The sequence below is a fragment of the Flavobacterium sp. SP2 genome, from assembly GCF_057626655.1.
Genome location: NZ_JBVHBT010000009.1, coordinates 54,632 through 78,036 on the forward strand (window position 1 = coordinate 54,632; position 23,405 = coordinate 78,036).

Annotated in this window: 22 protein-coding genes; 11 read left to right on the forward strand and 11 right to left on the reverse strand. The window is 31.7% G+C overall.

Going from position 1 to position 23,405, the window contains the following annotated elements; translation table 11 throughout:
• Positions 1-5: 5 nt before the first annotated feature.
• The 3 genes from mtaB to ACZ098_RS15385 form a co-directional block, all read right to left on the reverse strand.
• Positions 6-1,334, reverse strand: a complete 1,329-nt coding sequence (mtaB, locus tag ACZ098_RS15375; protein WP_487312653.1) for a tRNA (N(6)-L-threonylcarbamoyladenosine(37)-C(2))-methylthiotransferase MtaB — start codon at positions 1,332-1,334, stop codon at positions 6-8.
• 136 nt (positions 1,335-1,470) lie between these two features.
• Positions 1,471-2,646: a GlmU family protein gene (locus tag ACZ098_RS15380; RefSeq protein ID WP_487312654.1), complete on the reverse strand. Its 1,176-nt coding sequence runs from the start codon at positions 2,644-2,646 to the stop codon at positions 1,471-1,473.
• 167 nt (positions 2,647-2,813) lie between these two features.
• Positions 2,814-3,065, reverse strand: coding sequence for a type B 50S ribosomal protein L31 (locus ACZ098_RS15385; protein WP_487312655.1), 252 nt, complete (start codon positions 3,063-3,065; stop codon positions 2,814-2,816).
• 233 nt (positions 3,066-3,298) lie between these two features.
• On the opposite strand from ACZ098_RS15385, the gene ACZ098_RS15390 reads away from it, so the two are divergent.
• From ACZ098_RS15390 to ACZ098_RS15425, 8 genes are all read left to right on the forward strand, one after another.
• Entirely contained in the window at positions 3,299-3,841 is a 543-nt protein-coding gene (locus tag ACZ098_RS15390) for a DUF4199 domain-containing protein (protein WP_487312656.1), read from the forward strand.
• Between the two features lie 6 nt (positions 3,842-3,847).
• Entirely contained in the window at positions 3,848-4,807 is a 960-nt protein-coding gene (locus ACZ098_RS15395; protein WP_487312657.1) for a glycosyltransferase family 2 protein, read from the forward strand.
• 15 nt (positions 4,808-4,822) lie between these two features.
• Positions 4,823-6,550 carry a phospho-sugar mutase gene (locus ACZ098_RS15400; protein WP_487312658.1) on the forward strand — a complete coding sequence of 576 codons (1,728 nt, stop codon included), beginning with the start codon at positions 4,823-4,825 and terminating at the stop codon, positions 6,548-6,550.
• Complete coding sequence (locus tag ACZ098_RS15405) at positions 6,550-8,379, forward strand: ABC transporter ATP-binding protein (RefSeq protein ID WP_487312659.1); 1,830 nt, start codon at positions 6,550-6,552, stop codon at positions 8,377-8,379. The genes ACZ098_RS15400 and ACZ098_RS15405 overlap by 1 nt, the downstream gene beginning before the upstream one ends.
• Positions 8,380-8,458: 79 nt before the next feature.
• Positions 8,459-9,160, forward strand: a complete 702-nt coding sequence (locus tag ACZ098_RS15410; protein ID WP_487312660.1) for a hypothetical protein — start codon at positions 8,459-8,461, stop codon at positions 9,158-9,160.
• A 101-nt stretch (positions 9,161-9,261) separates the two neighbouring features.
• Complete coding sequence (locus ACZ098_RS15415) at positions 9,262-10,083, forward strand: helix-turn-helix domain-containing protein (RefSeq protein WP_487312661.1); 822 nt, start codon at positions 9,262-9,264, stop codon at positions 10,081-10,083.
• A 214-nt stretch (positions 10,084-10,297) separates the two neighbouring features.
• On the forward strand, positions 10,298-10,744 hold the full coding sequence (locus ACZ098_RS15420; RefSeq protein WP_487312662.1) for a nuclear transport factor 2 family protein: 447 nt from the start codon (positions 10,298-10,300) through the stop codon (positions 10,742-10,744).
• Entirely contained in the window at positions 10,744-11,550 is an 807-nt protein-coding gene (locus ACZ098_RS15425) for a DUF5694 domain-containing protein (protein WP_487312663.1), read from the forward strand. Before ACZ098_RS15420 ends, ACZ098_RS15425 begins: the two co-directional genes overlap by 1 nt.
• 93 nt (positions 11,551-11,643) lie before the next feature.
• On the opposite strand, the gene ACZ098_RS15430 is transcribed toward ACZ098_RS15425, so the two are convergent.
• The 3 genes from ACZ098_RS15430 to ACZ098_RS15440 are packed head-to-tail and all read right to left on the reverse strand — an operon-like array spanning position 11,644 to position 16,552.
• Positions 11,644-12,357: a hypothetical protein gene (locus tag ACZ098_RS15430; RefSeq protein ID WP_487312664.1), complete on the reverse strand. Its 714-nt coding sequence runs from the start codon at positions 12,355-12,357 to the stop codon at positions 11,644-11,646.
• Positions 12,358-12,385: 28 nt separating this feature from the next.
• A complete protein-coding gene (locus ACZ098_RS15435) occupies positions 12,386-14,857 on the reverse strand; it encodes a TonB-dependent receptor (protein ID WP_487312665.1) in 2,472 nt (823 codons plus the stop codon).
• A 3-nt stretch (positions 14,858-14,860) separates the two neighbouring features.
• A complete protein-coding gene (locus ACZ098_RS15440; protein ID WP_487312666.1) occupies positions 14,861-16,552 on the reverse strand; it encodes a M23 family metallopeptidase in 1,692 nt (563 codons plus the stop codon).
• 193 nt (positions 16,553-16,745) lie between these two features.
• Between ACZ098_RS15440 and ACZ098_RS15445 the strand changes: the two genes are divergently transcribed.
• The 3 genes from ACZ098_RS15445 (at position 16,746) to rny (ending at position 19,124) form a co-directional block, all read left to right on the forward strand.
• Positions 16,746-17,036, forward strand: a complete 291-nt coding sequence (locus ACZ098_RS15445) for a hypothetical protein (RefSeq protein WP_487312667.1) — start codon at positions 16,746-16,748, stop codon at positions 17,034-17,036.
• A gap of 4 nt (positions 17,037-17,040) precedes the next feature.
• Positions 17,041-17,334: a cell division protein ZapA gene (locus ACZ098_RS15450; protein ID WP_487312668.1), complete on the forward strand. Its 294-nt coding sequence runs from the start codon at positions 17,041-17,043 to the stop codon at positions 17,332-17,334.
• A gap of 224 nt (positions 17,335-17,558) precedes the next feature.
• Positions 17,559-19,124 (forward strand): ribonuclease Y, encoded by a 1,566-nt coding sequence (gene rny / locus ACZ098_RS15455; RefSeq protein WP_487312669.1) that lies wholly within the window; start codon positions 17,559-17,561, stop codon positions 19,122-19,124.
• A 54-nt stretch (positions 19,125-19,178) separates the two neighbouring features.
• Here rny and ACZ098_RS15460 read toward each other — a convergent pair whose 3' ends face one another.
• The 5 genes from ACZ098_RS15460 to ACZ098_RS15480 form a co-directional block, all read right to left on the reverse strand.
• Positions 19,179-19,571, reverse strand: coding sequence for a response regulator (locus tag ACZ098_RS15460; protein ID WP_487312670.1), 393 nt, complete (start codon positions 19,569-19,571; stop codon positions 19,179-19,181).
• Between the two features lie 123 nt (positions 19,572-19,694).
• Positions 19,695-20,084 (reverse strand): response regulator, encoded by a 390-nt coding sequence (locus tag ACZ098_RS15465; protein WP_487312671.1) that lies wholly within the window; start codon positions 20,082-20,084, stop codon positions 19,695-19,697.
• On the reverse strand, positions 20,071-21,597 hold the full coding sequence (locus tag ACZ098_RS15470; RefSeq protein WP_487312672.1) for a sensor histidine kinase: 1,527 nt from the start codon (positions 21,595-21,597) through the stop codon (positions 20,071-20,073). Before ACZ098_RS15470 ends, ACZ098_RS15465 begins: the two co-directional genes overlap by 14 nt.
• 200 nt (positions 21,598-21,797) lie before the next feature.
• Positions 21,798-22,694, reverse strand: coding sequence for a site-specific tyrosine recombinase XerD (gene xerD / locus ACZ098_RS15475; protein WP_487312673.1), 897 nt, complete (start codon positions 22,692-22,694; stop codon positions 21,798-21,800).
• A 79-nt stretch (positions 22,695-22,773) separates the two neighbouring features.
• The gene (locus tag ACZ098_RS15480; RefSeq protein ID WP_487312674.1) at positions 22,774-23,361 is read right to left on the reverse strand and encodes an outer membrane beta-barrel protein; all 588 of its coding nucleotides are present in this window, start codon (positions 23,359-23,361) and stop codon (positions 22,774-22,776) included.
• Positions 23,362-23,405: the final 44 nt, after the last annotated feature.

Below are 23,405 nucleotides of genomic sequence, written 5' to 3' on the forward strand. Positions count from 1 at the left end.
ATATTTTAAACTTCTACGTTCAAAAATTCTAACCGTACACTTCCGTCTTCATCAATTTTGGTCAAATTAATTTTGTGCAATGTATTTACTAATTCTGGATTCCAAGGCGTTTTCACTTTGACATAATTTTCGGTGAAGCCGTGAATGTAACCTTCTTTATTATCAGATTCAAAAAGTACAGTCCTGTTGGTTCCTATTTGATTTTCATAAAAAGCGCGACGTTTTTTAACCGACAAACCTCGTAGCATTTTACTTCTTTTGTTTCTAACATTCATCGGAACTGGATTTTCCATAGTTGCAGCTTCGGTATTATCTCGTTCAGAATACGTAAAAACGTGCAAATAAGAAATATCCATTTCGTTTAAGAAATTATAAGTTTCCAAGAAATGTTCGTCGGTTTCACCAGGAAAACCAACAATTACATCAACACCAATGCAAGCATGAGGCATCACTTTTCTGATGTTTTCAACTCTATCGGTATACACTTCTCTTTGGTAACGGCGTTTCATTTTACCTAAGATTTCATTACTTCCGGATTGCAACGGAATATGAAAATGCGGTACAAAAGTTCTGCTTTTAGAAACAAAATCTATCGTTTCGTTTTTCAATAAATTCGGTTCTATAGAGGAAATTCTCAAACGTTCAATTCCTTCCACTTCATCTAATGCTTTTACCAAATCAAGAAAAGTATGTTCGTGTTTTTTATTTCCGAATTCGCCTTTTCCATAATCACCAATATTTACACCGGTTAAAACGATTTCTTTAATTCCTTGTTTCGAAATATCGGAAGCATTTTTTAATACATTTTCTAACGCATCACTTCTAGAAATTCCTCTTGCCAGTGGAATTGTGCAATACGTACATTTATAATCGCAACCGTCTTGCACTTTTAAAAACGCACGAGTTCTATCTCCAATGGAATAACTTCCTACGTAGAAATCGGCTTCTTCAATTTCGCAACTGTGCACTTCGCCCATATCATTTTTGGACAAATCGTTTATGTAATCGGTGATTTTAAATTTTTCTGTCGCACCAAGAACTAGGTCAACGCCATCAACAGCAGCAAGTTCTTCGGGTTTTAGTTGTGCATAACAACCAACGGCAGCAACGAATGCTTTATCGTTGAGTTTCATGGCTTTTTTTACAATTTGCTTGAATTGTTTGTCGGCATTTTCTGTAACCGAGCACGTATTGATCACGTACATATCGGCAACTTCTTCAAAATCAACTCGTTCAAAACCTTCGTCTTGAAAATTTCTAGCAATTGTAGAGGTTTCTGAGAAGTTCAATTTGCATCCTAAAGTGTAGAATGCTACTTTCTTTTTATTTTCCATAAGTAAGCTCAATTGATGAAATCGTTGTCAAATAATTGAGACTGCAAATTTAGGTAAAAAATTATAATAAAAGAGCCACAGATTCACGGATTAAAATAAATTCAAAATCTGTGAATCTGTGGCTAAAGAAATGTAATTACTCTTTTCTATACTTCTTCGTTTCTTCAAAAACGTGTTCTAAAATTTTAGCATCTTCATCCGAAAATTCTACATTTCGTCTTGCCATAACAATTTTGGCGGTTTGAAAAGCTTTAGATGTTAAGTAAGTTGTAAATCCAGAAGCGCCACCCCAAGAAAAACTTGGTACAAAATTTCTAGGAAAACCACTTCCAAATATATTGGTAGAAACTCCGACAACAGTTCCAGTATTGAACATGGTGTTGATTCCGCATTTGCTGTGATCGCCCATCATTAATCCGCAGAATTGTAATCCAGTTTTGGCAAAATTCTCTGTTTCATAACTCCACAATTTAACTTCTTCGTAATTGTTTTTTAGATTAGAATTGTTAGAATCGGCACCAATATTACACCATTCACCCAAAACAGAATTTCCTAAAAATCCATCATGACCTTTGTTAGAATAACCCATTAAAATCGAATTACTAACTTCGCCACCAATTACAGAATGTGGTCCAACGGTTGTTGCGCCATAAACTTTCGAAGCCAATTTTACTCTTCCAAATTCGCACAAGGCAAATGGTCCGCGAATTACAGAACCTTCCATAATTTCGGCATTTTTTCCTATGTAAATTGGTCCGGTTGATGCATTTAATGTTACAAATTCTAGCTTTGCTCCTTCTTCAATAAATATATATTCTGGTGCGATTACGTTTACCGATTTTGGAATTGGTTGTGAAGTTCTATCTTCGGTTAATAACTCAAAATCTTCTCTTAATGCCGCGTCATTTTTGGCGAAAATATCCCAAGTATGTTCTACAGTAAGACAATCTTCATTGAAATCTATGATTTCGTAGGTATCAAAATCTACCTGTTCTTGAGATTCATTTGTAAAAAAAGCAATTACTTCATCGCCTTTAAAAATGGCTTGGTTGGTTTCGAGATTTCTCACCATTTCTGACAGCACTTCGTTAGGAAGAAACGAAGCATTTATCATTATATTTTCTTCCAACTCTACCATAGGAAACTTTTCAGAAAGGTATTCTTCGGTCAAAGTTGTAGTGGTCGAACCCAAATATTTCTCCCATTTTTCACGAATAGTTAAAATTCCGATTCGAATATCGGCAACTGGTCTTGTGAATGTAAATGGCAAAAGTGCGTTACGAACGGTTCCGTCAAAAAGTATATAGTTCATTTTAATTTCAGATTTCAGATTTCAGATTTCAGATTTCAGTTTAATGGCTAAACGCAAAATTTTAAATCATTTGTAATGTTTTGCCAAAGTTACAAAAGTTTGTTGCATAAAAAAACCTCGAATAAATTCGAGGTCTTAATAAAGTTTGAACACTTATACAACAATTATTATTTTGCGTGTTTCGCGTATTTTGTTTTGAATTTATCAATACGTCCTGCAGTATCGATAAGTTTAGATTTACCTGTGTAAAATGGATGTGATGTTCTAGAAATCTCCATTTTAAATACTGGATATTCAACTCCTTCGTGAATAATAGTTTCTTTAGTGTCTACTGTAGATTTAGTAATAAAAACATCTTCGTTTGACATGTCTTTAAAAGCAACTAATCTGTAATTGTCTGGGTGAATTCCTTGTTTCATCTTGTAAATCTTTATTTGTTTATGGAATAACTTGTCTTGATGCTTTCTGAAAAAAGGTATCGACTTGCTATAACTTTTAATTATTATTTTTAATTTCAGTTTGCAAAAGTACAATAATATTTCAAATTTCAAATAAATACTTTGCTTTTTTTCATCATTGCAATAAATATTTTTTCGCTTTCGATGTGTGGATAATTGTTATATTTGTAGATTAATTTAAAACACCTCTAAACATGGAACAAAAAACTTCTGCAGCTAAGTCAGGCTTGCAATTTGCCTTACTTTTCGGAGTAATTATGATTTTTGAATTTATTGTAGGTTATGTTTTAAACATCGATCCTCAAACAAACCAGACGTACGGCATATCAATTCAAGTACTTAACTTTCTCGTTTTACCACTCCTATTTATATACTTAGGTTGTACAAATTATAAAATGAAACTTAATTCCGGTTTTATTTCTTTTGGCGAATGTCTTAAAATTGGCGTTTCAATTTGTGTTATTGGAGCTTTACTATACTCATTATTTCAAGCTGCATTTGTTTTAATTTATCCAGAATATTTTGAAGAAATGTTTAAAAAAATGAGAAGTGTAATGTTAGAAAAAAATCCTGCAATAACTTCAGAACAAATTGACATGACCATATCATTTAGCAGAAAATTTATGAATCCAGCCATTGCAATTCCAGCAACTTGCGTGATGTATGCGTTTATTGGCTTGATTTACTCCTTAATAATTGGTGCAATTGTAAAAAAAGACGCCAATCAAAGTTTCTAAGAATTAATGAATCTATCTATAATTATCCCATTATTAAACGAACAAGAATCGTTACCCGAGTTGCATTCATGGATTGAAAGAGTCATGAAAAGTAATAATTATTCGTACGAAGTTATCTTTATAGATGATGGAAGTACCGATGATTCTTGGAATGTTATTGAAAAATTATCTAACGAAAATCCATTTGTTAAGGGAATTCGTTTTCTGAGAAATTACGGAAAATCGCAAGCACTTCATGCCGGTTTTGCAAAAGCTCAAGGCGATGTTATCATTACAATGGATGCCGATTTACAAGACAGTCCAGATGAAATTCCTGGATTGTATGAAATGATAACGCAACAGAAATTCGATTTAGTTTCTGGCTGGAAAAAGAAACGATACGACTCGGTTGTTGCCAAAAATTTACCCTCAAAATTATTTAATTGGGCTGCAAGAAAAACATCTGGAGTTGAATTGAATGATTTTAACTGCGGACTGAAAGCCTACAAAAATGTTGTAATTAAAAACATTGAGGTTTCGGGTGAAATGCATCGATACATTCCAGTACTGGCAAAAAATGCAGGCTTTGGAAAAATTGGTGAAAAAGTGGTTATCCATCAGGCAAGAAAATACGGCGAATCGAAGTTTGGAATGAGTCGTTTTATTAACGGATTTCTCGATTTGATTACCATTTGGTTTTTATCACGCTACGGCAAGCGTCCAATGCATCTTTTTGGTGCCTTTGGAGTAATCATGTTTTTGATTGGTTTTTTATCGACAGCTTTAATCATTATTTTAAAACTTGTCAAATTATACAACGGTTATGAAACCATTTTGGTTGCCAATAATCCGTTATTTTATATAGCATTAACCGCCATGATTATTGGAACACAATTATTTTTAGCTGGATTTTTAGGCGAAATAATATTACGAACCAAAAACAACGAAGAACGTTACAAAATTGCAACTGAAATAAATCTTAATTAATTAAAATTTAGAAAAATGCACATCGAACAAAACATATTAGACAAAGTAAATGAATGGCTTACGCCGACATTTGATGAAGCTACGCACAATGAAATTAAGGAAATGATGACTTCGTCTCCTAAAAATCTGGAAGAAAGTTTTTATAAAAACCTAGAATTCGGAACCGGTGGAATGCGCGGTATAATGGGCGTTGGAACCAATAGAATAAATAAATATACCTTAGGAAAAAATACGCAAGGAATTTCTGATTATTTAAAAAAAGCGTTTCCTAGTGAACAAATAAAAGTGGCGATTGCGTATGACTGCCGTCATAATAGTAATACTTTGGCTAAAATAGTTGCCGATGTGTTTTCTGCCAATGGTATTCATGTATATTTATTTTCGGATATGCGAACTACTCCTGAACTGTCATTTACGGTGAAACATTTAAAATGTCATGCAGGAATTGTATTAACCGCATCACACAACCCACCGGAATATAACGGATACAAAGTATATTGGCAAGATGGCGGACAATTAGTTCCTCCACAAGATGGCGAAATTATTCAGCTAATTGAAGCGTTGAATTATGACGAAATTAAGTTTGAAGCCAACGAAAATCTGATAGAATATATCGATACCGAAGTTGACGCAGCTTTTGAAAAATCTACAGTAGAAAATTGTAGTTTCAACACGCCAACATCTGCTAAAGAAAATTTAAAAATAGTTTACACGTCATTACACGGAACTTCGATCAAATCGATTCCAAGTGTTTTGGCAAAAGCAGGTTATACTGATGTAAATAGTGTTGCAGAACAAGCCGAACCAAATGGAAATTTCCCAACTGTAAAATCTCCAAATCCAGAAGAACCAGAAGCGTTGACGATGGCATTGGCACTAGCCGAAAAAACAAATGCGGATATTGTTATTGGAACCGATCCTGATTCTGACCGACTTGGCGTTGCTGTGAGAAATAATGAAGGAGAAATGATTTTGCTTAACGGAAATCAAACCATGATTATCATGACTGCTTTTTTATTGGAGCAATGGAAACGCGCCGGAAAAATTACTGGAACCGAATTTATAGGTTCGACTATAGTTTCTACTCCAATGATGCAAGAATTAGCATCGGCATACGGAATTGAATGCAAAGTTGGATTAACCGGATTCAAATGGATTGCCAAAATGATTAAAGATTTTCCGAACCAAAAATTTATTGGAGGTGGCGAAGAAAGTTTTGGATTTATGGTTGGCGATGCGGTTCGAGATAAAGATGCTGTTGGTGCTACTTTATTGGTTTGCGAAATTGCAGCACAAGCCAAAGCATCTGGAAGTTCTCTATATAAAGAATTGCTGAATTTATACGTAGATCATGGATTTTACAAAGAATATTTAATTTCCCTTACCAAAAAAGGAATTGCCGGATTGGAAGAAATCAATCAGATGATGGTTGATTTGCGTGAAAATCCAGTTTCTGAAATTGATGGTCAACGTGTAGTTTGTATTGAAGATTACGACAATTCGACATCAAGAAATATGTTTTCTGGAGAAATTGAAACGTTGAATATTCCACAATCCAACGTGTTAATTTACTATCTTGAAGATGGTTCTAAAATTTGTGCTCGCCCAAGCGGAACTGAGCCAAAAATTAAATTCTATTTTAGTGTGAATACTACTTTAGACTCAGTTGAAAATGCCGACAAAGTAGCAGCTGAATTGGACGAAAAAATTAAAAATATAATCGCTGGAATGAATTTAATCTAATGGATGAAAATTTAAAAAAACTTATTCCTTTTGTCAAAGTTTATAAAAAAGACATCCTTTTAAATATTTTCTATAATATTTTTTATGCCTTTTTCTCTACTTTACTAATGGTTTCGATGATTCCAACTTTAAATGTTATTTTTGGATTGAATGAACAAATTTCATCACCACCAAAATATACAGAATTTGGAGAGATAAAGGCCTATGCTGAAGATTATCTTAATTATAAGGTTACAGAATTAACAAACAGTAATGGGTTTGAATATGCCATACTATTTGTAATTTCAATAATAATCATAACCGCATTTTTAAAAAATTTAACAAATTATTTTGCATCCTATCATGTTACAAGATTGCGTAACGGAGTTTTAAAAGATTTACGAGAAAAACTCTACAATGTGATTATCAACTTACCTATCTCCTATTATTCTGAAAGAAGAAAAGGCGACGTAATGTCGAGAATGTTAGGCGATGTCAACGAAGTTAAGAATTCATTTTTTCAAGTTTTAGAACTTGTGGTTAGAGAACCTTTAACCATTTTATTTTCAATAATTGCAATGTTTGTAATTAGTGCAAAGCTTACACTATTTGTTTTTATTTTTATTCCAATTTCAGGCATCATCATCTCAAGGGTTGGTAAAAATTTAAAATCTAAATCAACTAAAGCTCAAGAAGAAAATGGTGTGCAAATCTCAATTTTAGATGAAACTCTTGGCGGATTAAAAGTTGTTAAAGGATATAATTCAGAAAATATCTTTATCTCAAAATTCAATATTTCTTTGCAAAAACTCTTAAGATTATCCAACAGTATTGGAAACAAAAACAATTTAGCGTCACCATTAAGTGAATTTTTAGGTATTGTAACAATTGCTGTTTTACTTTGGTATGGAGGTCAACTTGTTATTGTAGACAAATCATTATCACCAACAACTTTCATAGCCTATATAGCTTTAGCATACACGATTTTGACTCCAGCGAAAGCAATTTCAAAAGCATCTTATCAAGTTAAAACTGGATTAGCGGCTGCAGAACGTGTTTTTACTTTACTTGAACAAGAAAACACCATAATTGACTCACCAGATGCAATTGAAAAAGAAGATTTTAATGATAAAATAACTATTGATAATATTAATTTCAAATATGAAAATGATAATGTTTTAAGTAATTTTTCTCTAGAAATCCCAAAAGGAAAAACAATTGCATTAGTTGGACAATCTGGTTCTGGAAAAAGTACTATTGCTAATTTGCTAACTCGTTTTTATGATGTTCACGAAGGAACTATAAAAATTGATGGAATAGACATTAAAGATATGTCGTTGAAATCATTACGTGATTTAATGGGATTAGTAACACAAGATTCTATTTTATTTAATGATTCCATAAAAAATAACATTCGACTAGGAAAACAAGATGCTACAGACGAAGAGATCATTGAAGCCTTAAAAATTGCAAATGCCTACGAATTCGTAAAAGAATTACCAAACGGAATTGAAACCAACATTGGAGACAGTGGAAATAAACTTTCTGGTGGACAAAAACAACGTCTTTCAATTGCACGAGCAGTTTTAAAAAATCCACCAATAATGATTTTGGACGAAGCTACATCGGCATTGGATACTGAAAGTGAAAAATTTGTTCAGGTTGCTTTGGAAAATATGATGCAAAATAGAACTTCGATTGTAATTGCACACCGACTTTCTACCATTCAAAAAGCAGATAACATTGTGGTCATGAATAAAGGAAAAATTGTCGAGCAAGGAACACATGATGAATTGCTAGCAATAAACGGAACTTATTCTAAATTGGTTATGATGCAAAGCTTTGAGTAAACGTTAAAAGACGAGAATAATGTACTGAATCATAAATTACTGAGACTAAAAAAATTTATTCTAATTCGTACTCCAATTAATGTATAAAAGTAATTCAAATAGTACGCTATCCGAAAATCCAGACACAGTTGTTTGGAAATATTTGGATTTGTCTAAATTTTTGGATTTACTTCTTTCTCGAAAATTATTCATGTCGCGGTCGGACAAATTTGAAGACCAATACGAAGGAACTTTTAGCGAACCAACCTACGAGGAAATAAAAAAACTATCTGAAAACAATCCTGAATTTTTAAATTATTATAAATCGCAGCGTGAAAAAGTAGTCATAAGCAGCTGGCATATCAACGAATACGAATCGTTTGCCATGTGGCAAATTTTTACACAAAACAGCGAAGGATTGGCAATCCAATCTACTATCGGACGGTTGCAAAAAGCGATGGAAGTCGAAAAAGATTTTGATCAATATATAGGAGAAGTAAATTATATCGATTATAAAAAAGAGTACATTCCGTTTAACGATAGCTTCTTCCCTTTTTTGTTTAAAAGAAAAAGTTTTCAGTACGAAAGAGAAGTTCGAATTATTGCCGATTTATCAAATCAAGAAATCAAAATCAATGATGGTTTGAAAATTGAGGTAGATATTACGCAATTGATAGAAAAAATATACATTCATCCCAAATCAGAAAATTGGTATAAAAAATTGGTCATTGAACTAGTTGACAAACTCGGATTTGACTTTGAAATAGAAAAATCTGATTTAGAAAGTGATATTCTAATATAAATGACGATTCATCCTAAAATAATTACACTTCGGTAGTATTTATTTAAGTTCAATTGTTGTTAGTCCTACTTTTACATTATCAATTTATAAGTAAAAAAACTTTGGATATAAAATTCTTTAAACCAAAAAACGAAATTCTTCAAAACTACATTGAAGGTTACTATTTTTTGACTAACTCCAAGCAAGATCAACCTGTAGAATACTTCACCTTTCCTAATAATTACAGTATTGTTTCAATCATTGAAAATGCCGAAATTACTTATTCAGAAAATCAAGGAACTATAACTGAAAAAAAAGGAACTTCATTGCAATCCGATTTAATATGTCACTATAAAAAACCTATAAAACTGAGTTATAGTGGCACTATTAACGAAATTACATTTTATTTCAAACCACTTGGTATTAATGCATTCATAACAAAATCACTTTGCCATTATTCTGCCGATTTTTTTGCAAATTTTATTCCTTATGATGATTACACAACTACATTTAGTTCAATTTTAAAAGAATCAAATCTTGATGTAAAACGTGAAAAAATAGAAGACTATTGGTTATCAAAACTCGTTGGCTTCAATCATCCCTTTTTACATGAATTACTAGTGGATTTTAAAAATGATTATTCGATGAGTGAACTGGCAAAAAAATATACCATTTCGCGGCAAAATATCAATAAACATTTTGAAACTAACTTGTGTAAATCGCCATCTGAATTTAAAAAAACACAACGGTTTAGAGAGGCTTTAAAAATGCAAATGAATAGTAAAAATAAAAACAATTTAACATCTTTATGTTATGACATGCTCTTTTATGATCAATCGCATTTGATAAAAGATTTTAAATCGTTAACAGGAATGACTCCTAAAAAATTTTTCAAAAACATTTCATCTCAAGAAAATAATGAAGTCAATTGGTTGTTTATTTAAGATTACATTTTTACAATTTTTATATTGATAAATAAATTATTTTTACTGAACTCTAATTACAAAAATTTATATTATGATAAATCTAATTGTAAAAATCGTTGTTGCTGCAATAACAATTGTTGTAAGTTGCTTGTTTTAAATTTCTGAAATAAAGAAAAAAAATCAACCAACTCAATAATTTATTTTATTAAATTAACCATTAATAAATAAAAACATGAAAAAGATATTTCCGCTTTTATGTTTGTTATTGCTACTTTCTTGTACAAATCATTCGAAGATTACTGAAACCAAAGCACTGGAAAACAAAAAATTAGTTGCAACCTACTTTGAACATTTCAACAATCACAGATGGAAAGAAATGGCAGAAATGTATACTGAAACTGCAGAATTTAAAGACCCATCTCTTGGTAACGGAATTGTTAAACAAACTCGAAAACAAACAACTAAAAAATATTCAGAACTCAATAAAACATTTCCCGATTTGAAAGACAAAGTGCTTTCGGTGTATACATCAGGTGAAAATCATGTTGTTGTAGAATTCATTTCGACCGGAACTGCGCCCGATAATTCGAAATTTGAGTTGCCAATTTGCACCATTTTCACCATCGAAAACGGAAAAATTACTAAAGATTTTACGTATTATGATAATTTTGAACAATAATGAATTTTAGATACATTCTTTTCGCACTAGTCATTTCAACAGGTTTGTTGGCACAAACTAAAAATCAAAAAATTAAAGTCGTACTTCTCGGAACTTTTCATTATGGAGCTACATCTGATAGAAATTCGACTAAATTTGAAGATTTATTTTCAGAAAAGCGTCAAACTGAATTGGACTCTTTATCCCATAAATTAAGTAATCTTGGTGTGAATAAAATCTTTATTGAAGATATTCCCAGCAATCAAAATCTACAAGACAAAGAATTTGAGCTATATAAATCTGGAAAGTTAACTGATGAAACAAAACTGAAAGACGAAATCGTTCAAATAGCCTACCGCACCTCAGTTTTAAGTAATGCAAAAATTGTTGCTGCCGATTTTAAACAAGAATTGCCTTATGACAAAATAAGTGAATATGAAAAAATTCATGAAAATGATGTCAATCCCTATTTGTTTTTTGAAGCTGAATATCCTTTTAAAGAAAAGAGAAAAAAATTGACCTATACACCATTAATGGAATATTACATCCAACTAAATAATTTGTATTCGCGACAAGCAACTATGTATGACTATCTTCACTATGCTTTGGGTTATGGCGTTAACGAAGACTACACAGGAGTTGCATTTGCAACCTCTTTTTACGACAGAAATTTAAAAATATTTACTAATATTCTTAGAAATATTGATTTAAAAACAGATAAAACGATTGTAGTTTTATTTGGCGCTAGTCACACAACTTTTTTGAGACAGTATTTTGAAAACCATCCCTATTTTGAAATAATAGAATTAGAAACAGTTTTTAAATAATTCTATTATAATCCAATAAAGACTACTGAGATACTAAGCCCTTACACAAAAAAAGTTAAAAGTAGAATGTATTTAGAATACATATATTCAAATCTAAATCGGATTGTACTCTAAGACTTTTAAATCTTTAGATAGTAAGTTCACAAAGTGATAATGAATTTTATCATCTTTATCGAAAGCCCCATTTTTATTACTATCATCAATACTTCTAAAGTATAATTTTCCAGTCGAATCAATAACATTCCAATCGATTAATTCACTCAAATCAGAAGAAATTTTAGTAAAATTTGAACCATCTGCAGTACTTATGTACAATGATTGAATATCATTTCTATCCAACTTCCCATCTTTATTTGTATCCGAATCTGACAAGGTATAAACCATAAATTGAAGTTTGCTTTTGTCAGCAAATGTCTTTAAATAAGTTGCTGTTTCAATAACAATAGGCTTTTCAGAAAGCACTTTTAACGAATCTGAATTTACAGCTTGAAACTTTAAGTTTGTCAAAAAACCTGTTATTTGAAAATCATTGGTGTTGGAAACTGTAAAACTTGGATTGTTTCTAGAACTTGCTGCATCATAAGCTCTACTTCTATCACCAGTTGTAACAGAACCTATTGGATGAATTAAAAAGTTAACACCATCAAAATGAATTGGTAAATCAGCAACAGCTAAAACTGAAGTATCTGCAACCGCTTGTACTTTTTCTTTTGCTGTTTTATCGTACCGCACTTTAGGCATCTCTTTCTCTTGTTTACAACTAATAAAAAGGATCAAAACAGTAAAAAACAAAATATATTTAGACATAACTATTTTTTATCAAATTTAATGAAAATTACAATCTAGCCGACAATTTTATGTTAAAAACTCGCTGGGTAAGATAATTGGGAATTCCATATTGATTTTTAGTCAGTGCATCGCGAACCCAAGTATTGGTAATTGCATTCTGATTATTAAACATATTAAAAATTTCGAATCCTACCGATAAATCTTTGAATTTTTTAAGCCAATGATTATCTGGACGTTCATTATTTTTTTCGGTTAATACATAAGAAAAACCAACATCTGCACGACGATAATCGCGTAATCGAGATTGGTATTGATACACATCAGCATACGATGGTGAACCACCTGGAAGTCCAGTGTTGTAAACCAAATTCAAATACAATTTTACATTTGGTAAATTAGGCATATAGTCCTGAAACAACATTCCAAATTTTAATCTTTGATCGGTTGGACGCGCTATATAACCGCGATTGTCTTGATTTTCTTCTGTTTTCAAATAACCAAAACTAAACCATGATTCAGTGCCAGGAACAAACTGTCCGTTCAAACGACAATCAAATCCGTAGGTGTAAGCAACGGCGTCATTATTGGCGCGATATCTTATCCTTACATTTTCCAAAGTGTAGGTATTAACATCGGTCATGTCTTTGTAATAAAGCTCTGAAACTAACTTGAAAGGTCGGTTCCACATTTTAAAGCTATAATCATTACTCAATACAAAATGCACCGATTTTTGCGCTTTCACATTAGGTTGCACTACTCCATTATCATCGCGAAGTTCTCTGTAAAATGGAGGTTGATAATAAAAACCAGAAGAAAATCTAAAAACCATATCGCGATTCCAATTCGGTTTTAGTGCAATTTGCGCTCGAGGAGAAAATACAGTTTGCGTTTTGGCGTTCGTAATTTCGTCACCAGAAACGGTCCAGTTGTGCGCTCTAATTCCGGCATTCAGCCACAATTGGCTTTCACCCAAACTAGTTTTGGTACTCCATTGTGCAAATCCAGACAAACGATCGATGTTTACAAAATTAATAGCACGTATGTTTTTATAAGGAACTAACGGACCAACATACGGATTGTAAGGTTGATCGTTTACTGGCAAATCTAAAATAGGATTGTTTAATGAAAACCCAGCTGAATCCACTACTTCGTATTCTACAATTCGGTCGCGGATGCTTTCATGTGTGTATTTGAAACCCCAATCTATTTGATGTTGCTTCTTGATGTTGTGGTTTCCTTTAATTTCGGCATTTACAATTACGGCGTCTAAATCATTTCTTGCATGTGTCAATTGTGATCCTGCAGCTCGATTAAATGTAACTTCACCCAGTGTTTCTGAACCAATATTAGTATCTACATCACCAAGAAAATAAGATGCATCAATATCGAAATATTCTTGTTCTTGTGTATGGTAAGCAGAAGCAATGAACTTATAAGTACTTGTTTCGTTTGCAACAAACGTTGATTTTATTGCACCAAAATAAGTTTGATATTCATCTTTTTCTTGACCTTCATAAAAAATTTGTAAAGCAATTGGCTCATCAATTGTACCAAAATTAGTCTGACGTGTTAACGGTTGGTAATTGTATTTATTCTGAGAAATATTTCCTAGAAAACTCCATTGCCATTTGGTAGAAGCATTATAGTTCACACTCGTTTGCACATCGGCAAATGTAGGTCTAAAATTAGTTTGCGTTTCTTGACTGTTCACCAAAAGCGAATTGTCGCGGTAACGAACTCCAGTAATGTTACTCCATTTCTGATTTTTAGAAACGCCTTCAACAGAAAGGCTTCCACCAAGAAAGCTAGCTTCTGCAGAAGCACCAAACTTCGTTGGTTTACGATACGTGATATCTAAAACAGACGACATTTTATCTCCATATTTGGCTTGAAATCCTCCAGCAGAAAAATCTACATTACCTACCATATCGCTGTTGGTAAAACTCAAACCTTCTTGTTGCCCAGATCGAATTAAAAACGGACGGTAAATTTCAATTTCATTAACGTAAACCAAATTCTCGTCGTAATTTCCTCCACGAACTGAATATTGGGTGCTTAGTGCGTTATTGGAATTAACACCAGGAAGGGTTTTTAATATATTTTCTATACCAGCATTTGCGCCAACCATTTTTCGTATAGTTTCTGGTTCAATGCTTATAATATTTTGAACCCTTCTTCTATTACTTGTGATTACCACATCTTCCAATTGTTCTGCACCAGTTGTCATAACCGGATTGAATTCGAAATCCTCATTAGGTTTTAACTGAAAAGTTCCCGTGATTTTAGACAAAGAAACATGTGAAAATACCAAAACCACTTTTTGCTTAGCAGGAACAGTAATGATGTAAAAACCACTGGCATCGGTAATGGAAGATTTACTTTGATAACTTACCGTCACACCTTCTACAGGCTGGTTGTTCTCGTCTAAAATGACTCCTTTAATTCTGGCGTTTTGCGAAAATGAAACTACCGATACCAGTAGAAAATAGAGACAGACTAATTTATTTTTTGCTTTCAAACTTTACTTTTTTTGACTTCTGTTAAATTGCGTTTCAAATATAGTTGAATTTCCTACATTATCGGTAACGACTACTTTCAAATTATTTTTCCCTTCCAACAACAAATTATCATCGAAAACGTGGGTTAATCGTTTGAGTTTGCTTTCGTATTCAAACAATACCCATTGATCATTGATATAACCGTTATAGGTTTTTATTCCTGATAAATCGTCTGAAATGGTTACTACTACACTTTTCTGACTTGAAATCCATTTGTCTTGAATCGGTTTAGCAATAGTTATTTTTGGTGCAATAGTATCTTTAGCTAACTTAAATTGCCCTAGAGTTCGAGCTTTACAAGTAAATGTGTTGTCGTTAAGTCTTGTCGAGATGTAGTATAATTTGGAACCACTTACGCTGGCAATGAACATTTTCTTTTTTTCCTCAACCGTTGAAGTTGTATCTTCAATAGAAATTGTAAAATTAGAATGAGCCGGAATTACATCTTCATGCAAAAATAACGTATTGTTCTTCACATCAAAATTCATGTAAAAATCATCGTAAAAAGTATTGGCTGGAAAAAAAACCGACATATTATCTTTCTCAAAATTAGTGTCGTTTTTAGCCTTTACAAAATATTTGGTCGGTTTACTTTCTATCGGAACTATGGTCGGACCAGTAGAATAGACAATTGGCACAGAAATTTCAGTTTTATTCCCATCAAAATCAGACACTATAATCTTTTCAGTTTCCATATAATTGGGAATAACGTTGATAATTCCGTTATTAAAATTATTTTTTATGTTACTCAATCCGTAGAAGTTTTTCATAAACAATTTTTGAACACGATGGCGCATTTTTTTATACCGGTCATAGTCTATAAAAGCGTTTACATATCGTGCTTCGTCAAAAGCCATGATATCAAATTCATAACCAAAAATAGGTTTACCACTGCTTAATAATTGTGCTTTATAAACGCCATTATTATTATAGGAAACATCATCATAATCGGATGTAATAATCCCAAAACCGATTTTTCCTATCGCAAATAATTTCTCGGCAACATAAGTGCCATCACTTTGTAACGATAAATTCAAAGCTACAGGTCGTTTGGACTGATTTACAACAGCAACATCGTCAATTGGATACGCAAGCAAACTATTTACAATTGGTTTTTTGGTATCTTTTACTTCTAAACCAAAAAAAAGTGGATTTATTATTTTTTCGGTTTTATTATCACGAAATTCAAAATGCAAGTGCGGACCTTCAGAACCTCCAGTATTTCCAGATAATGCAATAATTTCGCCTTTTTTGACCACCAATTCATCAGGCTTAAAAAAAACTTCTATTTCATAATTTTTTTCAGCGTACTGCAATTCGATAATCTTTTCTTCAATTTTTCCAACTGCTTTTTGCAAATGTCCATATACAGTGGTATATCCGTTGTTGTGCGTTACATATATTGCTTTTCCGTAACCTGAAGTTGAGATTTTAATTCTAGAAACATACCCATCAGCGGCAGCATACACATTAAGTCCTTCTTTTTGATTGGTTTTCAAATCGAATCCGGCATGAAAATGATTGGGACGTAATTCTCCAAAATTACCAGACAATTTAATAGGAATATCCAACGGTGATCTAAAATAATCTTTAGGGTAGTTTTCTTGTGATACTGCAGAAAAAGAAACTAAAATGGCGAATACAATACATTTCATGCTTAAAGGTTTTTGCTAAAATATAAAAAAGTTTAGTACTACTCAAAAAAAATAAAACTTCTCAATGATAACAAGCTATTTTACAAATTATTACAAGTGAAACTAAAAATAAATTAATTTTTTTGTTTAAAATATTGCTTTAATTGATTGAGAATTATAAATTTGTATGATTAAGTAATGAATAACGTCATCGATGAGTGGAATTGCAGAAATAATTGATACTCTTGAAATTAAAATCGAAAAACTATTTAGCAAAATTGATAGTTTGGAAGAAAATAATAAAATTTTAAGAGACGAATTAAAAAATGCTGTTCGTTCCAATAAAAATCATCTAGAAGAAATTGCCTCTTTGAAAAAAGAACATGAAACTTTAAAAATGGCAAATTCGTTACTAGGCAGTGAAGATTATAAAAGAGATACAAAACTGAAAATAAATTCTTTAATTCGTGAAATTGATTATTGCATAGCGCAACTATCTGATTAACACTATGGATGAGAAACTAAAAATTAAAATATCAATTGCAGATCGAGTTTATCCGTTAACGGTAGATTTTTCGCAGGAAGAAGGATTGAGAAGTGCTTCAAAAAAAATTGATGTGATGATTAAACAGTTTGAAGAAAATTATGCAGTACGAGATAAACAAGACGTTTTAGCCATGTGTGCGTTACAATTTGCATCACAGGTTGAACAAAAAAAAGTGGATAATGCTATCGATGGAACCGCATCTTTAGAACGATTATCAAAATTAAATAGTCGAGTTGACGCGTATCTTAATAAGTAATAAATACAAGAAATAAACGTTCATTTACATAAACTAAAAATACTGCCTACATTAGTACATTTTTGGTAAACTCAACACTAACAAATTAAAATGAGTAAATCGTCGCTACTATAGCATGCCATCCTTGAGTTGGAAGCTTGAACAGCGAGTTAGCTCAAAACTTGTCGATTCGAGTTTATGCAATCGCCTAATGTAGGTTTTTTTATATCTAAATTTTAACAAACATGAGTACAACATTATTTATAATTTTTGCAGTTCTAGCTGGAATCGGAGGTGGTTTCGCAATTGCAAAATTCTTGGAAAAAAGCAACGTTTCCAACATGATTAAAAACGCTAAAAAAGAAGCAGCTTCGATTTTGAAAGATGCTAATCTTGAAGCCGAAAATACTAAACAAACCAAACTACTTCAAGCTAAAGAAAAGTTTTTAGAATTAAAATCAGAACACGAAAAAGAAATTTTATCGAAAGATAAAAAACTAGCTGAAGTTGAAAAAAGAATACGCGACAAAGAATCACAAGTTTCTAGCGAATTATCAAAAGCTAAAAAAGTAAATGATGATTACGAAGCGAAAACTAAAGAATACAATTCAAAAATAGAATTGCTTGATAAAAAGCAAACCGAAATTGAAAAAATGCATAAAAGCCAAGTAGAACAACTAGAAGTAATTTCTGGATTGTCTGCCGATGAAGCTAAAGAACAATTGGTTGAAAGCCTTAAAGCTGAGGCTAAAACTAAAGCTATGGCGCACATTCAAGATACTATTGAAGAAGCCAAACTTACAGCAGCTCAAGAAGCAAAAAAGGTAATTATTTCAACTATTCAGCGCGTTGGAACAGAAGAAGCAGTAGAGAATTGCGTTTCTGTTTTCAACATTGAATCGGATGATGTAAAAGGTAGAATTATTGGTCGTGAAGGACGTAACATTCGTGCTCTTGAAGCAGCGACTGGTGTTGAAATTATTGTTGATGATACTCCAGAAGCCATTATTTTATCGTGTTTTGACCCTGTACGAAGAGAAATTGCACGACTTGCTTTGCACAAATTAGTTACCGACGGTCGAATTCACCCAGCGCGAATTGAAGAAGTTGTAGCAAAAACAACCAAACAAATTGACGACGAAATTATAGAAGTAGGAAAACGAACAGTTATCGATTTAGGAATACACGGTTTGCATCCTGAATTGATAAAAGTAGTTGGTAGAATGAAATACCGCTCTTCATACGGACAAAACTTATTGCAACACTCAAGAGAAGTTGCTAAGTTGTGTGGAATTATGGCGGCCGAATTGGGATTGAATGTAAAACTAGCAAAACGTGCAGGATTACTTCATGATATTGGAAAAGTTCCAGACGCTGAAAGTGATTTACCTCACGCATTACTTGGAATGCAATGGGCAGAGAAATTTGGCGAGAAAGAAGAAGTTTGCAACGCAATTGGTGCACACCATGATGAAATTGAAATGAAGTATTTAATTTCACCAATTATTCAAGTTTGTGATGCTATTTCTGGAGCACGACCTGGCGCACGACGTCAAGTATTGGATTCTTACATTCAACGTTTAAAAGATTTAGAAGAAATAGCTTTTGGATTTAATGGCGTTAAAAATGCTTATGCAATTCAAGCAGGACGAGAACTAAGAGTTATTGTAGAAAGTGAAAAAGTAAGCGACGAAATGGCGTCAGGATTATCGTTTGATATTTCGCAAAAAATCCAAACTGAAATGACTTATCCAGGTCAAGTAAAAATTACAGTAATTAGAGAAACACGTGCAGTAAATATTGCAAAATAATTTAGTTTAAAAACATAAAAAAAGGTTCATCTTAATTGATGAACCTTTTTTCATTTAAGCTAATGAAGGAAATATTGACTTAAAATTGTCAAACGTCATGGGCTTGTTCAAATACTTCTGAACCTCGTTTTTAAATTGTTCACATTTACTAGTATCAGCAATATCGTTAGATGAACTAACAAGATATACCAAAACATTTTTGGTTAATGATTGTTTGATAGTTTTAAATTCTTCCAGAAATTGCCATCCATCACAGATTGGCATATTGATATCTAAGAGAATTAAATCCGGAATTGTTTTGTTTTGTTTAATTTCTTCAATCGCTTGCAAACCATTAAAGAAATAAGTTGTAGTGACGTTTAATTCAGTTTTAGCAAAAAGTTTTTTCATAATAAAATGATAAACTAAATCATCGTCGACAATAAAAATAGAATTAAAATTTTTCATGAAATAAAAACAAAATATAAATTGGTTATTTAACCAAATATAGTTGTTTTTTAACATAATTAACAAGTTCCACAACATTTTTTAAGAAATGATAATGTTGCTAAGCAAAAGTTTACAATTTAATTAAATTTCATTAAAAATTTTCTCAAATTCCTCCATTGTAATGGGCTTATTGCAATATCTTTTGATATCATCTTTATAACTAGAAGCCTTATTGATATCAGAAATATCATCGGAAGAACTGATAAGATAAATTACAATCTCTTTGTTAAACGATTTTTTTATTTTTTTAAATTCATCCAAAAATTGCCAACCATCGTAAACTGGCATATTAATGTCCAATAAAATCAAATCTGGTGCTACATTAGTTTCTTTAATTTCTTCTAGAGCTTCAAAACCATTTAAAAAATAACTGGTATTGAATTTCATGCTGCATTTAGCAAACAATTTTTTAATAATGAAATGAAATACTAAATCATCGTCTACAATAAAAATATCATTAAACTTCCTCATTGAAATTAATTTTAAATGTTGTACCTTGATTTACTTTACTTTCAACCTCAATAGTGCCACCCATTGATTCAACTTGATTTTTGGTTATAAACAATCCAATTCCGCGAGCATTTTGATTCTTATGAAATGTTTTATACATCCCAAAAAGCTTTTCTCCATACTTTTCAAGATTTATTCCTAAACCATTATCGTGTATAGACAAAATACCTTTTTTATTTTCTCTTTTAAAGGAGTAAGTAATTACTGGAATTCTATCTGGATGCGAATATTTTATAGCATTGGTAGTAAAATTTAAAAAAATGCTATCCAAATACGCTGGGTTAAAATTGACCGTTTGATTGATGTCAATTTCATTAACTATGTGTACCTTATTCTCTTTAATCTCGTTACTTAAAATCTCTAATGTGCGGTTTAAATAACTATTTAGATTAAGATTTTCTTTTTTATGAATTACCGTCGAATGTATATCTACCAATTCTTTCAAATGCTCTATAGTATCCGATAATGCTTCAGAAGTGGTGCGCAAATGATTAAAACATTCTTCTTTGGTTTCTTGGTCATCGTCTGATTCAATAATATTTAAAAGCATCTTAAGATTTCCTGTATGCGATCTTAAATTATGCGAAACTATATGAGCAAAATTGAGTAAACGATTGTTTTGCTCATTAATAATATCGAGATTTCCTAAAAGTTCAACTTCTTTTTCTTTTTCTAAAGTAACATCGGTATGCGTTCCTATTATACGAATTGCATTATTATTAACATCACGTGCAATAACTTTACCACGACTTAAAACCCATTTATAAACCCCATTTCTTGATAAAACTCGTTTAGAATTCTCAAAAAATGATGTTTTACCGTGCATGTGCAGTTCAATATCATTTCGATAGTCTAACAAATCTTCTGGATGAATTCTTGAATCCCATTGGTCGTTGGTAGTAATTCCATCTGTTTCGTTAAAACCAATGATTGCTAAAGACTCTGTTGAAAAAAATACTTGACCAGTGGTAAGATTATAATCCCAAACACCACTTTTAGAAGCTTCTAGAGCAAAATGATAACGCTCTTCAGAAGCTTTAACTTCGAATTCTCGTTTCTTAGTATCATTTATATCGGTTAACCGACCAAAAAATACACTTTCTTGGTTATCATTAATTTCAATTTCGGCATCAACTTTAAGCCAAGTTTCTTGTTTTTCATTAATCTGGACTCTAAATTCATACGACCATGGTTTTTGCTCTCTTTTAGCTTGATGTATAGAATTAAAAAAACCCTCTCTATCTTGATGAAAAATTTTACTCGAAATTACTTTTTTTGGGTTTTGCAAAAGCTCATATTCTGTAATTTCAAAAAAAGACACAATACTACTGTTCACATAAGAGAAGTAGAATTTATCGTCTGAATCAATAGTTAGCTGAAATATTAAATCTGGAATTCGATTTAATAATTTTCTATAAAAACTATTCTTTTCTTCTAATAAGTAGTCCTTAGAATACCAAGTAGATTTCACCATGTACTGTAGGTTTGGGTATTTTATTTGTTAAATACGATTTGGAAGTAGTAACAAACGTTAACAAAAGTAACAATTCATTCGACAAAACGCAATAAATATCGATAAAAAACATATTTAATGAAATTTTAACACCTAATATCGTTAAAATCAGACTATCATGTTTATCTTATAAAAATAAAAATAAAAAATTAATAAGAATTTTACTTTCTTGGATGAAAGCTGTTCACTACTTCAGACAAATGTTTTCTATCTAAATGCACATAAATCTCGGTTGTAGTGATCGATTCGTGCCCCAACATTAATTGTATCGATTTTAAATCGGCGCCATTTTCTAATAAATGGGTTGCAAAAGAATGCCTAAAAGTATGCGGACTAATGGTCTTGTTGAGATCTATTTTTAAAGCTAATTCTTTAATAATAGTAAAAATCATAGCTCGTGTAAGCTGCCTACCTCTACGGTTTAAAAATAAAGTATCTTCATGCCCTTTCTGAATGGGTAAAAAAACACGTTTTTCATTTTTATAAATATTGATGTACTTTTTGGTAAGGCCACCAATGGGAACAAACCGTTGTTTATTTCCCTTACCTGTTATTTTTATAAAATCTTCATCAAAAAAAAGATCGGATATTTTTAAGGCAATCAATTCAGAAACTCGTAAACCGCAACCGTACAATGTTTCTAGCATGGCGCGATTTCGTTCACCTTCTTCTTTAGATAAATCTACTGCATTGATTAGGGCATCTATTTCTTGAATGGATAAAGTATCTGGAAGTTTTCTACCTAGTCTTGGCGCTTCAATTAATTCCATTGGAGAGTTAGACCGATAATCTTCAAAAATTAGATAGGAGAAAAAACTTTTTAAACCTGATATAATTCGAGCTTGAGAGCGCGCGTTAACCTCTTTAGACACGGCATAAATAAATTGCTGCACCTCATCTTCAGAAATTGTAATGGGCGAGACATTGAAATTATTAAATTCTAAAAAAGAACACAATCGCTCTAAATCAAACGAATAATTATCAATAGTATTTTTAGATAATCCACGCTCAATTTTTAAATAAGACTGAAAACTTTTAATATAACTATTCCAATTCATTACTACAAAGAAACGTAAAATTATAGCATAAAAAAACCACTTAATTGCTTAAGTGGTTTCTAATAAATTACTTTTTTATTTACAATTTTAAAACGGCACCTAAATTAAATGCTCCGAAAGAATTTTTTGCATCAAAATCAAATTCTTTTTTGTAAACATCTGAAAAACCACTTAATCCTTGGTAATCAATAAGAATACTAAATTTTTCACTTACTTCAATTTTATAACCAATACCAATATTTAACGAAATTTGCGTAGAATTAAAAGCATCTTTATTATCTCCAAAATTATCTTCTGCACCAGTTAAAAAACTTACGCTTGGACCAAAATTTAAATTCCATTTTCTTGTCGATCCAAAATGCCAGTTTGCATTTACTGGAATTGTAAGATACTTTACTTTTTGCTCATAACCACCATCACCTTCTGCTCCCATTACCTGATAATGTAATCCAGAACGCAAACTCCATCTTCCATTAAAAAAATAATCTCCACCAACACCAAATGTAACATCTGAATGAGCTTCTGGATCGATATCAATATCTCCATAAAAAGTAGAGGACGAGTAACCAATTTGAGGAATCAATTCAATCGTTCCCTTTTCTCTCTCTTGTCCATTGGCAAAGCCGAAAGCACAAACAGCCGCAACTGTTAATAATACTTTTTTCATTTTTGTTATTGTTTATAAATTAGTTAAGTAAAAATATTGTTTTG